The organism is Streptomyces sp. NBC_00435 (genome assembly GCF_036014235.1).
In the GTDB taxonomy this organism is placed as follows: Bacteria; Actinomycetota; Actinomycetes; order Streptomycetales; family Streptomycetaceae; genus Streptomyces.
This window is the reverse complement of record NZ_CP107924.1, coordinates 2,448,968-2,462,589: the sequence shown is the minus strand read 5'-3', so window position 1 is coordinate 2,462,589 and position 13,622 is coordinate 2,448,968. Positions and strand designations below refer to the sequence as shown.

Annotated in this window: 12 protein-coding genes and 1 pseudogene; 4 read left to right on the top strand and 9 right to left on the bottom strand. The window is 72.9% G+C overall.

Annotated features, from left to right (window positions below):
* Window positions 1-129: 129 nt before the first annotated feature.
* The gene (gene panB / locus OG389_RS11245) at window positions 130-990 is read right to left on the bottom strand and encodes a 3-methyl-2-oxobutanoate hydroxymethyltransferase (protein ID WP_328298332.1); all 861 of its coding nucleotides are present in this window, start codon (window positions 988-990) and stop codon (window positions 130-132) included.
* A gap of 359 nt (window positions 991-1,349) precedes the next feature.
* Here panB and OG389_RS11240 point away from each other — a divergent pair.
* Window positions 1,350-2,295 (top strand): annotated as a pseudogene (locus OG389_RS11240) (endonuclease/exonuclease/phosphatase family protein); the annotation flags it as partial.
* 83 nt (window positions 2,296-2,378) lie between these two features.
* Here the strand turns inward: OG389_RS11240 and OG389_RS11235 are convergent.
* The 4 genes from OG389_RS11235 to OG389_RS11220 all read right to left on the bottom strand — a co-directional run bounded on the left by OG389_RS11235 (window position 2,379) and on the right by OG389_RS11220 (window position 7,871).
* A complete protein-coding gene (locus OG389_RS11235; RefSeq protein ID WP_328298330.1) occupies window positions 2,379-4,133 on the bottom strand; it encodes an NAD+ synthase in 1,755 nt (584 codons plus the stop codon).
* 50 nt (window positions 4,134-4,183) lie between these two features.
* On the bottom strand, window positions 4,184-5,449 hold the full coding sequence (locus tag OG389_RS11230; RefSeq protein WP_328298329.1) for a DUF4352 domain-containing protein: 1,266 nt from the start codon (window positions 5,447-5,449) through the stop codon (window positions 4,184-4,186).
* Window positions 5,450-5,602: 153 nt separating this feature from the next.
* Window positions 5,603-7,267 (bottom strand): multicopper oxidase family protein, encoded by a 1,665-nt coding sequence (locus OG389_RS11225; RefSeq protein WP_328298328.1) that lies wholly within the window; start codon window positions 7,265-7,267, stop codon window positions 5,603-5,605.
* A gap of 88 nt (window positions 7,268-7,355) precedes the next feature.
* On the bottom strand, window positions 7,356-7,871 hold the full coding sequence (locus tag OG389_RS11220; protein ID WP_328298327.1) for a hypothetical protein: 516 nt from the start codon (window positions 7,869-7,871) through the stop codon (window positions 7,356-7,358).
* A gap of 203 nt (window positions 7,872-8,074) precedes the next feature.
* Here OG389_RS11220 and OG389_RS11215 point away from each other — a divergent pair, with 203 nt between their 5' ends.
* Window positions 8,075-8,725, top strand: coding sequence for a DUF998 domain-containing protein (locus OG389_RS11215; protein ID WP_328303681.1), 651 nt, complete (start codon window positions 8,075-8,077; stop codon window positions 8,723-8,725).
* Window positions 8,722-9,609 (top strand): alpha/beta fold hydrolase, encoded by an 888-nt coding sequence (locus OG389_RS11210; protein ID WP_328298326.1) that lies wholly within the window; start codon window positions 8,722-8,724, stop codon window positions 9,607-9,609. The genes OG389_RS11215 and OG389_RS11210 overlap by 4 nt, the downstream gene beginning before the upstream one ends.
* On the opposite strand, the gene OG389_RS11205 is transcribed toward OG389_RS11210, so the two are convergent.
* The 4 genes from OG389_RS11205 to OG389_RS11190 form a co-directional block, all read right to left on the bottom strand.
* Complete coding sequence (locus OG389_RS11205; protein ID WP_328298325.1) at window positions 9,606-10,025, bottom strand: CBS domain-containing protein; 420 nt, start codon at window positions 10,023-10,025, stop codon at window positions 9,606-9,608. The genes OG389_RS11210 and OG389_RS11205 overlap by 4 nt on opposite strands.
* 148 nt (window positions 10,026-10,173) lie before the next feature.
* Window positions 10,174-10,890: a DUF305 domain-containing protein gene (locus tag OG389_RS11200; RefSeq protein WP_328298324.1), complete on the bottom strand. Its 717-nt coding sequence runs from the start codon at window positions 10,888-10,890 to the stop codon at window positions 10,174-10,176.
* Window positions 10,887-11,537 carry a DUF3105 domain-containing protein gene (locus tag OG389_RS11195; RefSeq protein WP_328298323.1) on the bottom strand — a complete coding sequence of 217 codons (651 nt, stop codon included), beginning with the start codon at window positions 11,535-11,537 and terminating at the stop codon, window positions 10,887-10,889. Before OG389_RS11195 ends, OG389_RS11200 begins: the two co-directional genes overlap by 4 nt.
* Window positions 11,538-11,616: 79 nt before the next feature.
* On the bottom strand, window positions 11,617-12,018 hold the full coding sequence (locus tag OG389_RS11190; protein WP_328298322.1) for a hypothetical protein: 402 nt from the start codon (window positions 12,016-12,018) through the stop codon (window positions 11,617-11,619).
* Between the two features lie 173 nt (window positions 12,019-12,191).
* On the opposite strand from OG389_RS11190, the gene glnA reads away from it, so the two are divergent.
* Window positions 12,192-13,553: a type I glutamate--ammonia ligase gene (gene glnA, locus OG389_RS11185; protein WP_112452462.1), complete on the top strand. Its 1,362-nt coding sequence runs from the start codon at window positions 12,192-12,194 to the stop codon at window positions 13,551-13,553.
* Window positions 13,554-13,622 lie beyond the last annotated feature (69 nt).

Genomic DNA, 13,622 nt, shown 5'->3' with positions numbered 1-13,622 from the left:
ACCAGCCGCCACTGACAAAGCACCGACAGCCGACCGACAAGCGACCTGCAAGCGACCGACAAGGGACGACCGACGGCGACCGGCACCGCACCGACGGGTGCGGTGCCGGTCGGGCATCAGCCGGTCGTACTAGTGGAAGGCGTGCTCCTCCTGCGGGAACGTTCCGCCGACCACGTCCTCGGCGAAGGCCTTCGCCGCGTCGCCCATGGTCCGGCGGATGTTCGCGTACTGCTTGACGAAGCGCGGCAGCTTCCCGCTGGTCAGCCCCATCATGTCCGTCCACACCAGCACCTGCGCGTCGCACTCCGAGCCCGCGCCGATGCCGACCGTCGGAATGTGCAGGGACCGGGTGACCTCGGCGGCGAGCTCGGCCGGGACCAGCTCCAGGACCACCGCGAAGGCGCCCGCGTCCTGCGCCGCCTTCGCGTCGCGCAGCAGCTGGTGCGCGGCCTCGTCGCCGCGGCCCTGCACCCGGTAGCCCATGGCGTTCACGGACTGCGGGGTCAGGCCCAGGTGGGACATGACCGGGACGCCGGACTGCACGATCAGCTCGGTCTGGGCCAGCGAGCGCTCGCCGCCCTCCAGCTTCACCGCTCCGACCCCGGCGTCCTTGACGAGCCGGGTGGCGCTGCGCAGCGCCTGCACGGCGCCTTCCTGGTACGAGCCGAACGGCAGGTCGCCGACGATCAGGGCCCGGCTGGTGCCGCGTACGACGGCCGCCGACAGCATGGTCATCTCGTCCATCGTCACCGGGACGGTGGTCTCGTAGCCGAGGTGACAGTTGCCCATCGAGTCGCCGACGAGCATGACCGGGATGCCGGCCTCGTCGAAGACGGACGCGGTCATCGCGTCGTAGGCGGTGAGCATGGGCCACTTCTCGCCGCGTTCCTTGGCGAGGGTGAGGTCGCGGACGGTGATGCGCCGGGTGCCCGAGCCTCCGTACAGGGTGGGGGAGGCGGCTTCGCGGGCAGGCGAAACGGCATGCGTCATTGCAACTGCTCCTTGATGTTCATCTCGAGGCGCCCTCACGGCGTCCCCGGACTCATCCACCATGGTGGCACCACTGCGGCCCGGGCGGGAAGTGGCACGGGGTCCCGTTCGGTCCGAGCGGGCCAATGTGCGCGTTTCGTGACAACCGGAACCCGGACCGCCAGGACGTTCGTCCTCCCGGACGTACGGCCGAGACAATCGGCATGGAACGCTCCGTGCATCGCCTAGGGTCAAGAGGCGGGGACGGAGCGCGAGCACGGCAGCGAGGGCAGTGGCATGGCACAGGCGTATGTGACGGAGACGGGGAGCGGCGGCTTGGAGCCCGAGCCTTCCCGCCCGGGTCTCAGGCGCCGGCTGGCCGATCTGCGGCGCGACCGGGGCATCTGGCGCCGCGGGGTCGTGCTCGCCGCGTTCGCCCTGCTGATCTCGCTCGTCATGATCCTCCACGCCGAGCTGCCCAACGACATCGGCAACCTCGGCAGCCTCACCGAGACCTTCCTGCCCTGGCTGGGCGTGGCCGTCCCGGTCCTCTTCGCCGGCGCCCTCTTCCGCAGGTCCGCGACCGCGCTGATCGCGATACTGCTGACGGCCGCGGTCTGGCTGAACCTCTTCGGCGGCCTGGTCTCCGACAAGGCCCACACCGGCGGCAACCTCACGGTCGCCACCCACAACGTCGACGCCGACAACGCCGACCCGAAGGGGACCGCGGCCTCGGTCGCCAAGTCCGGGGCCGACGTCCTGGCCCTGACCGAGCTCAAGGGCAGCGCCGTGCCGGTCTACGAGAAGGCCCTCGCGGGTACGTACAAGTACCACTCCGTCGAAGGCACCGTCGGCCTCTGGAGCAAGTACCCGCTGATCTCCAGCCAGCCCGTCGACATCAAGATGGGCTGGACCCGGGCCATGCGCGCCACCGTCCAGACCCCCTACGGCGAGGTCGCCGCCTTCGTGGCCCACCTCCCCTCGGTCCGGGTCAAACTCAACGCCGGCTTCACCGCCAACCAGCGCGACAACAGTGCCGACGCCCTCGGCGCCGCGCTCGCCGGGGAACCGCTCGGGAAGGTCATCCTGCTCGGCGACCTCAACGGCACCGTCAACGACCGGGCCCTGTCCGAGGTCACCTCACAGCTGCGCTCCACCCAGGGCGCGTCCGGCCACGGCTTCGGCTTCAGCTGGCCCGCGCAGTTCCCGATGGCCCGCATCGACCAGATCCTGGTCCGCGGAGTCACCCCCGAGGCCTCCTGGACCCTGCCCCGCACGAGCAGCGACCACCTCCCGATCGCGGCCCGGGTCACCGTGAAGCCGTAGCTCCCCCGCAGTGCTCGTGCCGGTGCCCCGGCCGCTCCTGGAAGCGGCCGGGGCACCGGCACGAGCGCGGGCGACGGGCGGGGCTACGCCTGCTCGCGCCAGCCGTTCGTGATGGGCAGCCGGCGGTCCTTGCCGAAGCCCTTCGCGGAGATCTTCGTGCCCGGCGGGTACTGCCGCCGCTTGTACTCGGCGGTGTCCACCATCCGCAGGGTCTTCGCGACGAGCTCGGGGTCGTAGCCGGCCGAGACGATCGCCTCCAGCCCCTGGTCCCGGTCCACGTACAGGTCCAGGATCCCGTCGAGGACCGGGTAGTCCGGCAGCGAGTCCGTGTCCACCTGCCCCGGGCGCAGCTCGGCGCTCGGCGGCTTCACGATGGAGTTCTCCGGGATCGGCGGGGTCTCGCCGCGCTCGGCCGCCGCACGGTTGCGGTACTCGGCGAGGCGGAAGACGTCCGTCTTGTAGACGTCCTTGATCGGGCCGTACGCGCCGACCGAGTCGCCGTACAGGGTCGAGTAGCCGACGGCCAGCTCCGACTTGTTGCCCGGGGCCAGCACGATGTGGCCCTCCTGGTTGGAGAGCGCCATCAGCATGGTGCCGCGCAGCCGGGACTGGAGGTTCTCCTCGGCGAGCCCGGTCAGGCCCAGCGAGCCCATGTACGCGTCGAACATCGGCTCGATCGGTACGGTCCGGAAGTTCAGGCCGGTCCGCCCGGCCAGGTCGGCCGCGTCGCCCCGGGAGTGGTCCGAGGAGTACTTGGAGGGCATCGAGACGCCGTACACGTTCTGCGCGCCGATCGCGTCGCAGGCGATGGCGGCGACGAGCGCGGAGTCGATGCCGCCGGAGAGGCCGATGAGGACCGAGCGGAACCCGTTCTTCCTCACGTACGCGCGCAGACCCACGACCAGCGCGTCGTAGATCTCCTCGTCGTCGTCCAGTCGGTCGGCGTAGCCGCCGGTCACCACCGGCTCGTACGGGGCGACCGGCTCCTCGGAGAGGATCACGCGGTCGATGCGCAGGCCGTCGTCGACGGTGCCCTCGACCGGCGTGTCCGAGGCGGCCGGCAGCTCGAGGTCGACCAGCACGCAGCCCTCGGAGAACTGCGGGGCGCGCGCGACGACCTCACCGTCCGCGTCGACCACGATCGAGTCGCCGTCGAAGACGAGCTCGTCCTGGCCGCCGATCATCGCCAGGTAGGCGAGGGTGCAGCCGGCCTCCTGGGCGCGCTTGCGGACCAGTTCGAGGCGCAGGTCGTCCTTGTTGCGCTCGTACGGGGACGCGTTGATGGAGATCAGCAGCCCGGCCCCGGCGGAGCGGGTGGCGGGCACGCGCCCGCCCTCCTGCCAGAGGTCCTCGCAGATGGCCAGGGCCACGTCCACGCCCCGCACCCGGATCACCGGCTGGGTGTCGCCGGGCACGAAGTACCGGAACTCGTCGAACACGCCGTAGTTGGGGAGGTGGTGCTTGGCGAAGCGCAGGACGACCTCTCCGCCGAACAGCACGGCCGCCGCGTTCTCCGGGGATCCCGCCGGGCGGCCGAGCCGAGGCACGGCCCGCTCCGTACGGTCGAGGTAGCCGACGACGACCGGGAGGTCCCCGAAGCCCTCGGCCGCCAGGCGCCGCGCGAGTTCGCGCAGCGCCGTACGGGAGGCGTCGACGAAGGAACCGCGCAGGGCCAGGTCCTCGACGGGGTACCCGGTCAGCACCATCTCCGGGAACGCCACCAGGTGGGCGCCCTGTTCGGCGGAGTGCCGGGTCCAGTGGACGACCGAGTCGGCGTTGGCGGCGATGTTGCCGACGTGCGAATCGATCTGATTCAGAGCGAGGCGTAGTTGAGGCACGGGACCCAGTCTAATCGTCTTTCTGACGCGATGTCCTGGGAGTCGCCGGTTCAGCCGATCGGGCCGCTCCAGATCGCGTCGTCGTACTCGGTGCCGGGGGAGAGCTCGAAGTGCAGGCTCTTGCTGCCCTCGGGAACGCTGAACGCGAAGGTGGCGGTCATCGATTCGCCCGGCAGGATCGATCCCTTGAACATCTTCGGCACGGAACCGTCGAAGACCATCGCGGCCTCGGAGCCCTTGTCGTCACGGGCGTGCGGCAGGGCCAGGCTGACGTCGAGCGCGACCGCCGACCGGTTGGTGATCTTCGCCGTCACCTTGACCGCGTTGCCGTTGCGGGCCTCGGGCGGGTACGCGGTCGAGGACGGGGAGTACGGGGCCGCGCCCGCCACCGTGAGTTCGACGCCGTCCGGGTAGCCGAAGGGCTTGCCCCAGGCCAGCGCGGACGTCTTGCCCGGGACATCGGACGGGGAGGGCCTCGGGGTCGGCCTGGCCGGGGAGCTGGGGAGGGTCAGGCCGTCGTCGTAGTCGTCGTAGTCGCTGTCGTACCCGCTGTTGCGGCGCTCTTCGGCGACCTTCTTGTCGATCTTGTCGATGAAGGATGTGGTGATGAACCAGCCGCCGACCGAGGCACCGATGGCGAGGAGGCTGATGGCGGTGCCGAACGCGGCCAGCGTGGCCCGCGGGGCGCCGCGGCGGGAGCGGACGACGGCCGCGATGCCGAGACCGAGGCCGGTCAGGGCGAGGAGGGCGCCGGCCCAGAAGAAGAACGGGACGAGGCCGACGAAGATGCCGAACAGGCCGAGCAACAGGGCTGCGACAGCCAGGCCGTTGGTGGCGGGCGGGGGCGGCGGGAAGCCGGCCGCGTGGGGGGCGGGGTAACCGGCGGCGGGCGTGGCCCAGGGGTTGCCGGGGGCGGGGGCGCCGGGGGCTCCCGAAGCGCCGTAGGGGGCTCCGTAGGGGGCTCCGTACGGGGGCGCCGGCGGGGCGGCGGCGGGGGTGACCGGGGCGAAGGGGCCCGGGGCCGCGGCCGGTACGGGCGCCGCTTGCGGAGCCGGCGCGGAGGGCTGGGCCGGGGCGGGGGCATCGGAAGGATTCGGTACCGGGGTCGCGGCGAGGGTCGGTGCCGGGGCCGGTATCCCGTCCGGAGCCGGAGCCGGAGCCGGAGCCGGAGTCGCGGACGGGGCCTGCGCCGGGGGCTTCTCGAGGGACAGGGGTCGTGCGGGCGCCGGTATGGGGGCCGCCTCCGGCGCGGGGGTGTCCGCGGGCTCCGTCGGCGGGCCGGACGGGGTGCTGGGCGGGTTCGGCGGGGTGCTCATACCAGCGGGAAGTCCTTCAGGTCGCAATGGGGCGTGACGATCACCAGCCTGTCATGGACTCCAGCCTCCTCGCCGGGCATTTCGCCCCGGTCCGGTGGTGCGCGGAACCCCGCGCGCCACCGGACCGGTTCGTCGCGGAACCGGCCGGACGACCTACCGCTGGTAGCCCAGCACGGTCATCATCCCGGCCTCCGAGTGGTAGACGTTGTGGCAGTGCACCATCCACAGGCCCGGGTTGTCGGCGTCGAAGTCCGCCGTCAGCGTAGAGCCCGGCAGGACCACCGCCGTGTCTTTACGGGCCCCGCCCGCCCCGCCGCCCAGCGCGAAGGTGTGCCCGTGCAGGTGGAGCGGGTGCCACATCGTCGTGGAGTTGGCGAACTCCAGCCGGACCCGTTCCCCCGCCCGCACCGGGTGCCGCTGGTCCGGTGCGTACGGCTTGCCGTCGAAGGCCCAGTCGTACTTCGCCATCCCGCCCGTCAGCCTGATCCGCACCGTACGGTCCGGCTCGCGTGCGGGCAGCGCCACCGGCCCGGCCGCCGTCAGCGCGTCCGCCGTCAGCGGCCGCCCCGACAGCTCGGCGGGCCGGGTCGCCGCGGTCGGCGCGGCGCCGGAACCGGTGCGCAGCAGCGCGAGGGCCGACGCGGAGTCCCCCTTGCCCTCGGCGAGCGCGGTCAGCGGGAACACCCCGTCGTCCGCCGTCACCAGGACGTCGTAGCGCTCGCCCATGCCCAGCAGCAGCGAGCGCGCCCGGGTGTGCTCGACCGGGAAGCCGTCGGTGTGGGTGACCGTCAGCTCGTGCCCGCCGAGGGCGATCCGGAAGGCGGTGTCCCCGCCCGCGTTGACGATCCGGAGCCGGATCCGGTCACCGGGGCGGGCGGTGAAGACCGAAGGGTCCCCGGGGGTACGTCCGTTGACCAGGTAGTGCGGGTACGCGACGTCGCCCGCGTCCTTGCCGAGGACATCGCTGTCGCCGCCCATCAGGACACGGGACGGGCCGCTGGCCGCGCCCGCGGCGGGGGTGCCCGGGGAGCCGTGCCCCGCGTGGCCGCCGCCGCCCGGGCCCATGCCCTTGCGGAGTTCGGTGAGCACGGCATCGGGGGTGGAACCGTCCACCCCGTCGAGCCAGTCGTCCAGGACCACCACCCACTCCTTGTCGTAGGAGAGGGGCTCCCTGGGGTCCTCGACGATCAGTGGCGCGTACAGCCCGCGGTCCTGCTGGACCCCGGAGTGCGGGTGGAACCAGTACGTCCCCGGGTGCGTGACGGCGAACCGGTACGTGAACGAGCCGCCCGGGGCGATGTCCCGCTGGGTCAGCCCCGGTACCCCGTCCATGTCGTTGCGCAGGGCCAGGCCGTGCCAGTGCAGGGAGGTGGCCTCGGGCAGGTTGTTGGCCAGGGTCAGGGCGAGGGTGCCGCCCGCGGTGACCCGTACCTCCCGGCCGGGCAGTTGGTCCCCGTACGCCCACGAGCGGACGGAACGCCCGCCGCCGAGGTCGAGCGGGGTGGCGGTGGCCGTCAGGCGGACCTCGGTGAGCGGGCCGGTGGCCTTGCGGGCGGCTTCGGCGGCCCGCACCTCGGCGCCGGCGGGGTCGACGTAGCCCCCGGGTACGGCGGCGGGGGAGCCGGCCGGGGAGGCCCCGCCCATCGGGTGGGAGCCGTGGTCCATGCCGGCCGCGCCGGAGCCGGAGCCGGAACACGCGGCGAGCAGCCCGGATCCGGCGAGGGCGGCGCCGGCGCCGAGCACGTCGCGGCGGGTGCGAGAGAGGGAGAGGGAGAGGGATGGCGAAGGGGAAGCGGAAGGGCCTGGGCGGGAGCGCATGGCGGAACACCTCGTGAGGGCGTGGAACGGCTGGTGGGCACCGTCTGCCGCCGCCCCGCGGACGTGCGGGGGTGGCGACGGGGCCGGCCTATACGCGCAGCACCGTCAGCAGGCTGAGGAGTTCGCGGGGCAGCGGCGGGTCCGGACCGCCGGACCGGCCCGACGCGCGTGCCGCACCCCCGAGCGGCGCGGAACGGCGCGGGCCGGCCAGTCCGGCTCCGAGGAACAGCAGGGTGAGTGCGCCGAGTACGGCGAGACACACGGACATGGGGTCCATGCCGGTGTGCGGGCGCGGGGCGTCGACGGCGAGGACCCGCGCGTCCGGGACGGAGCGCGGACCGAGGTCCGGGCCCAGGCCCGGGCCCGGACCCGGACCCGGGACGGAGTCCGATCCGGACGCGGCCCCGCCGTGCGGCGCCGACCCGGACGGCGCATGACCGGCCGGGGGAACGAATCGGACCGACGGCACGTCATCCATGGCATGTGCCCGGGTCGGATGGCCCAGCGTGTGCATGGTCACGATGCCCAGCAGCAGCGCGGCGAGCAGCGACAGCCGGTGCCACCGGACAGCTCGTCGCTCGGTACGCGGGGCGGGGCGGGTCATGCGCGGAACCCTACCCCGGGTGGGTATCCGATCGGAGGACCGGGCCCACCGTGTTTAGGATTAGTCACACTATGTCCACAAAAGGCCCGCTCTTGAAGCATCTGAAGCCCGTGAAGTCCTGGAAGTCCGTGACCATCCCCTCCACGGCCCCGGGCCGCGCCGCCGGGGCGCCGGACGGCGGTGCCCGCCCCGTCGCCGTCCTCATCGGGCTCGGCGCCGCCGCCTACACCGCGTGGGTGCTCGAAGTGGTCCTGTCCACGGGCCTCAACCCCATCGAGACGTACGTCAGCGAGCTGGCCGCCCAGGACCAGCCGCTCGGCGGCCTGTTCCGGGCCACCGACTTCACCGCCGGCCTGCTCGTCCTCCTCGGCGGACTCCTGGCCCTGGTCCGCCTCGTGGGGCGCGCCGAATCCCGCCGCCCCTGGTCCGTCGCGGGCTGGGCCGGGGTGACCCTCTTCGGCGCGTCCACCGCCACCGACGCCTGGCTGCCGCTCAGCTGCGCGCCGACCGCGGACCCCGAATGCGCGGCCCGGGAGACCGCCGGGCTGGTCCCCGCCACCCATCAGGCGCACGCCATCAGCAGCAGTCTCGCCATGACGGGCGCGCTCGTCGGCATAGTGGCCCTCACGGTCGCCGCCCGGCGCTACGGCCGCCTCGCCCCGCTCGCCCGCTCCGGCCCCGTGCTCGTCGTGCTCGAACTGCTCGCCACCGCCTGGACCCTGGTCTCCATCGCCCTGTTCACCGCCGGGCACGGCACCTGGGCGCTCGGCGCCGGGCAGCGGCTCCAGGTGCTCTTCGTGGCCCTCTGGCTGGGACTGCTCGCGTACTCCGTCCACCGCGAACGCCGTACGTGACGGGGCCGCCCCCGGCCGCGCCCGGCCGGTTCGTACGCCTCCGCGCCGTCGACGGGGTGCCGCTGCACGTGGTCGTGGAGGGCTCCGGTCCCGCGGTGGTCCTCAGTGCCGGGCTCGCCATGGCCTGGTTCGACTGGGACCCCGTCGCGGCGCTGCTCGTCGCCGCCGGCCGTACCGTCGTCCGCTTCGACCGTCCCGGGCACGGGCTGAGCGCCCCGGCGGCGGCGCCGCCGAGCGCAGCCGGGGAAGCCCACCGGATCGCCGGGCTGCTGGACGCGCTGGGTCTGGGCGCCCAGCGGGTCACCGTGGCCGGGCACTCCATCGCCGGGTTCCACGCCGAGGCCTTCGCCCGATTGCACCCGGAGCGCACCGCCGCCGTGGTGCTGGTCGACAGCAGCGTCGAGGAGCGGCCCCGTACGGTCCTGCCCGCCGCTGCCCGCACCGTCGCCGCCCGGGCGCTCGGCGCGGCCGTGACCACCGCCGGGCTGCCCGCCGCGCTGGGCCCCCTGGCCCGGCTGGCCGCCGTACGGGCCTCCCGCGCGGGCGGCCCGGACCCGGCCGCGCGGGACCTCGTACGCCGCTGCTACCGGACCGGCCGGGTCTGGCGCGGAGCCCTGCTGGAGAACTCCCGCTACCCCGACATGGCCGCCGAGGTCCTGGCACTGCGCGCCCGGCGCCCGCTGACCGCGCCCGCCACCGTCCTGGCCGGCTACGACCCCGGCGCGCGCCGCTCCGGGCTGCGCTGGCTGGCCCGCCAGGCGGAGCTGGCGGACGCGCTCGGCGCCCGCTTCCTGGTCGCGGAACCGGCCGGGCACCTGGTCATGCTGGACCGCCCGCACCAGGTGGCGCGGGCGGTCCTGCACGCGGCGGAGCCGGAGGCCTAGCCCCGGGCGTAGACCTTCTCCGCCCAGCCGGCCATCTGCTCCTCGGAGAGGTGCCGGGCCAGGTCCGCCTCGCTGATCATGCCGACCAGGCGCTTGTTCTCGATGACGGGGAGCCGGCGGATCTGGTGGCTCTGCATCTCCTCCAGGACCTCCTGGACGCCCGCGCCCGCGTCGATCCAGCGCGGGGTGCCCTTGGCCATGTCACCGGCCGTGATCTTCGACGGGTCGTGCCCCTTGGCCACACAGCCGATCACGATGTCGCGGTCGGTCAGGATGCCGCAGAGGCGATCGTCGCCGTCGCTGATGGGCAGTGCGCCCACGTTGAGGCGGCTCATCAGCTGAGCGGCCCGGTCCAGGGTCTCGGTGGCCGGGATCCACTGGGCCCCGGGGTGCATGATCTCTCCGGCGGTGGTCATCGCGTAAACCTCCTGAGCGCGCCGTAGCGGCCGGGCACGGGTGCGCCCGCCTCGGCGTCCCCATCGTCGTTCGCCCGTTCGGACCACGCGACTCCAGACGGGTGGGACGCGCCCGTACGGGTGACGGTGGGGGCGAGCCCCCGGCCCGTCACCCGGAGGGCGCCGGCTCCGCCCCGCGCTGCTTCAGCATGTCGGCCATCAGGGTGAGCTCCGACTGCTGCGCCGCCACCATGCCCTGCGCCAGCGCCCGTTCCGCCGGGGTCCCGCACCGGGTGGCACAGCCCTGGGCCATGGCGACGCCGCCCCTGTGGTGCTCGGTCATCAGCCGCAGGTAGAGCACCTCTGCGTCCCGGCCCCCGGCGGAGCCCAGCTGGGCCAGCTCCTCCTTGGTGGCCATGCCGGGCATCAGCGCGCCGGGCTTGGTCACGGCCCCGCCCATGTCGTGACCCGCCATGTCCTCCATGCCCGCCGTGCCGTGCCCGCCGCCGGTGCCCATCCAGGACATCGGCGGCTCGTCGGCCACCACCTTCGGCAGCCCCCACAGGTCCAGCCAGCCCAGCAGCATGCCGCGCTGGTTGGCCTGGGTGTTGGCGATGTCGTAGGCGAGGCCGCGTACCGCCTCGTCCTTCGTGCGGTCACGCACGATGAAGGACATCTCCACCGCCTGCTGGTGGTGCACGGCCATGTCACGGGCGAAGCCCGCGTCGGCCGAGTACAGCCCCGGCGCCCGGGAGGACGCGGCGGAGTCGGCTCCGCCCGCGGTGGCGACCGTGGCCCCCACCGCGAACAGCAGCGCCAGGGCGACGGCCGAACCCGCGGCCCAGTACGTACGGGCCGTGCCGCGGCTGCCAGCCGTCCGGGTCACTTGTCGGCCAGCCCGTTCGTGCAGGCCGCGCCGGGCTCGGGGGTCTGCGTGCCCTGCACGTACTTGGTGAAGAACTGCGCCACGCGCGGGTCGTCCGCCTTGTCCACGGTCAGCTGCTTGCCCCACGCGCTGAGCATGATCGTGCCGGTCTGCGCCTTGTCGGGGCTCATCAGCGTGTACGGGGTCTTGGCCACCGTCCCGGCGAGCTGGTCGACGTCCGCCTTGTCGGCCTTCTCGTTGTAGGTCACCCACACGGCGCCGTGCTCCAGCGAGTGGACGGCGTTGACCTCGGGAAGCTCGTTCTTGTAGACGTCGCCGTTGCAGTTCATCCAGCGGGGGTTGTGGTCCCCGCCGACGGGCGGGTTCATCTCGTACTTCACCGGGGTCTCGACGTGCTTGCGGCCCAGCTTCGCCGCGTCCCAGCTCTGCTCGCCGTCGACCGGCGCCTTCGCGGCCGCCACCTTGGCGTCCGTCTTGTTCTGCTGGTCGACCATCACCCACGCGCCGAAGCCTATGAGCGCGGTGACGACGGCGGCCGAGGCGGTGATCGCGACGGCCTTGTTGCGCCGGTCGCGCGCCTGATCGGCGCGGCGCATCTCGGCTATGCGCGACTGGCGGGAGTTGTTGTCGGACTTCCTGCTGGCCATTGCCCTGGATCCTTCTGCTGAGGGGGTGGAGAGAGAAACACGCTGCCTGGGCCGGCTGCCCGAGCCGGACCGGGACCGGTCAGGTCCGCAGCACTTGGAGGGCGTACAGGTCGGGGCCGCGCGCCAGCGCCGGGGGCGGCCGGGTCCGCCCCGCCGGCGCGGGACGCACGGCGGGCACGGGCGCCCCGCCCGCCACCAGGGCGGCGGGCGGCGGGGCGGGCAGCACGGCGGGTGTCACGTGCGAGCGCGAGGAGCAGCCGGGCAGGTCGTACGGCGACACGCAGAAGACGTGCTCCGGACCGGGCGAGGCGTGGACGGAGGCGTGCCCCGCGCCGGCCAGGGCCTGCGTACCGGGCCGCGCGCACAGGAAGGCCGAGCCGGCCAGCACTCCGAAGGCCATCGCGAAGGTCATCAGGAGGAGGGCGCGCCGGCGCAGCGGACGTCGCCGACGTCCGAGCCCAGTGGTCTTATGGCCCCCCATGGGCGCCGATGGTAATGCTCATGACGGACCCAAGGTCAGTGCGGGGGTGCCGTCGGCTTTCCGGGGTGCGTAATCTGGCGGAAACCACCGCTGGTGATACTGGGCCGGCCCGGCTGTGCCCCCGATCTTCGGGGCAGTGGTGCACAGGCCGCCTGAACTGCGAGGATGAAGGTATGGACAAGCAGCAGGAATTCGTCCTCCGGACGCTCGAGGAGCGGGACATCCGCTTCGTGCGCCTGTGGTTCACCGACGTACTGGGCTTCCTCAAGTCCGTCGCGGTCGCGCCGGCGGAGCTGGAACAGGCCTTTGACGAGGGCATCGGATTCGACGGCTCGGCGATCGAGGGGTTCGCGCGGGTCTACGAGTCCGACATGATCGCCAAGCCGGACCCGAGCACGTTCCAGATACTGCCGTGGCGCGCGGAGGCCCCCGGAACCGCCCGGATGTTCTGCGACATCCTGATGCCGGACGGCTCCCCGTCGTACGCGGACCCCCGCTACGTCCTCAAGCGCATCCTGAACAAGACCTCGGACCTCGGCTTCACCTTCTACACCCACCCCGAGATCGAGTTCTTCCTGTTGAAGGACAAGCCGCTGGACGGCACGCGGCCCACCCCGGCCGACAACTCGGGCTACTTCGACCACACTCCGCAGAACGTCGGCATGGACTTCCGGCGCCAGGCGATCACGATGCTCGAATCCATGGGCATCTCGGTCGAGTTCAGCCACCACGAGGGCGCCCCGGGCCAGCAGGAGATCGACCTGCGCTACGCCGACGCCCTCTCGACGGCCGACAACATCATGACCTTCCGCCTGGTGATGAAGCAGGTCGCCCTCGAACAGGGCGTCCAGGCCACCTTCATGCCGAAGCCCTTCTCGGAGTACCCCGGCTCGGGCATGCACACCCACCTCTCCCTCTTCGAGGGCGACCGCAACGCCTTCTACGAGTCGGGCGCCGAGTACCAGCTCTCCAAGGTCGGCCGCTCCTTCATCGCCGGCCTGCTCCGCCACGCGGCCGAAACGGCGGCGGTGACCAACCAGTGGGTCAACTCCTACAAGCGCATCTGGGGCGGCTCCTCGCGCACCGCCGGCTCGGGCGGCGAGGCCCCCTCGTACATCTGCTGGGGCCACAACAACCGCTCGGCCCTGATCCGCGTCCCGATGTACAAGCCGGGCAAGACCGGCTCCTCCCGCGTGGAGGTCCGCTCGATCGACTCGGGCGCCAACCCCTACCTGACGTACGCCGTCCTCCTGGCGGCGGGCCTGAAGGGCATCGAGGAGGGCTACGAACTCCCGGCGGGCGCCGACGACGACGTCTGGGCCCTCTCCGACGCGGAACGCCGCGCGATGGGCATCGAACCCCTCCCGCAGAACCTCGGCGAGGCCATCTCCCTGATGGAACGCAGCGAACTGGTCGCCGAAACCCTCGGCGAGCACGTCTTCGACTTCTTCCTGCGCAACAAGAAGCAGGAGTGGGAGGAGTACCGCTCCGAGGTCACGGCCTTCGAGCTCCGCAAGATGATGCCGGTGCTGTAGGCCGGTCCCGGCGGTCCCGCCGGTCCGTCGTACGCGTGAGGCCCCGTCCCCGGGTGACCGGGGGCGGGG

Coding starts and splice junctions, on each gene's coding strand:
- OG389_RS11220 (WP_328298327.1), bottom strand. CDS start 7,871: ATGACCCGCCCCGCCCCGCGTACCGAGCGACGAGCTGTCCGGTGGCAC.
- OG389_RS11195 (WP_328298323.1), bottom strand. CDS start 11,537: ATGGCCAGCAGGAAGTCCGACAACAACTCCCGCCAGTCGCGCATAGCC.
- panB (WP_328298332.1), bottom strand. CDS start 990: ATGACGCATGCCGTTTCGCCTGCCCGCGAAGCCGCCTCCCCCACCCTG.
- OG389_RS11205 (WP_328298325.1), bottom strand. CDS start 10,025: ATGACCACCGCCGGAGAGATCATGCACCCCGGGGCCCAGTGGATCCCG.
- OG389_RS11230 (WP_328298329.1), bottom strand. CDS start 5,449: ATGAGCACCCCGCCGAACCCGCCCAGCACCCCGTCCGGCCCGCCGACG.
- OG389_RS11225 (WP_328298328.1), bottom strand. CDS start 7,267: ATGCGCTCCCGCCCAGGCCCTTCCGCTTCCCCTTCGCCATCCCTCTCC.
- glnA (WP_112452462.1), top strand. CDS start 12,192: ATGGACAAGCAGCAGGAATTCGTCCTCCGGACGCTCGAGGAGCGGGAC.
- OG389_RS11190 (WP_328298322.1), bottom strand. CDS start 12,018: ATGGGGGGCCATAAGACCACTGGGCTCGGACGTCGGCGACGTCCGCTG.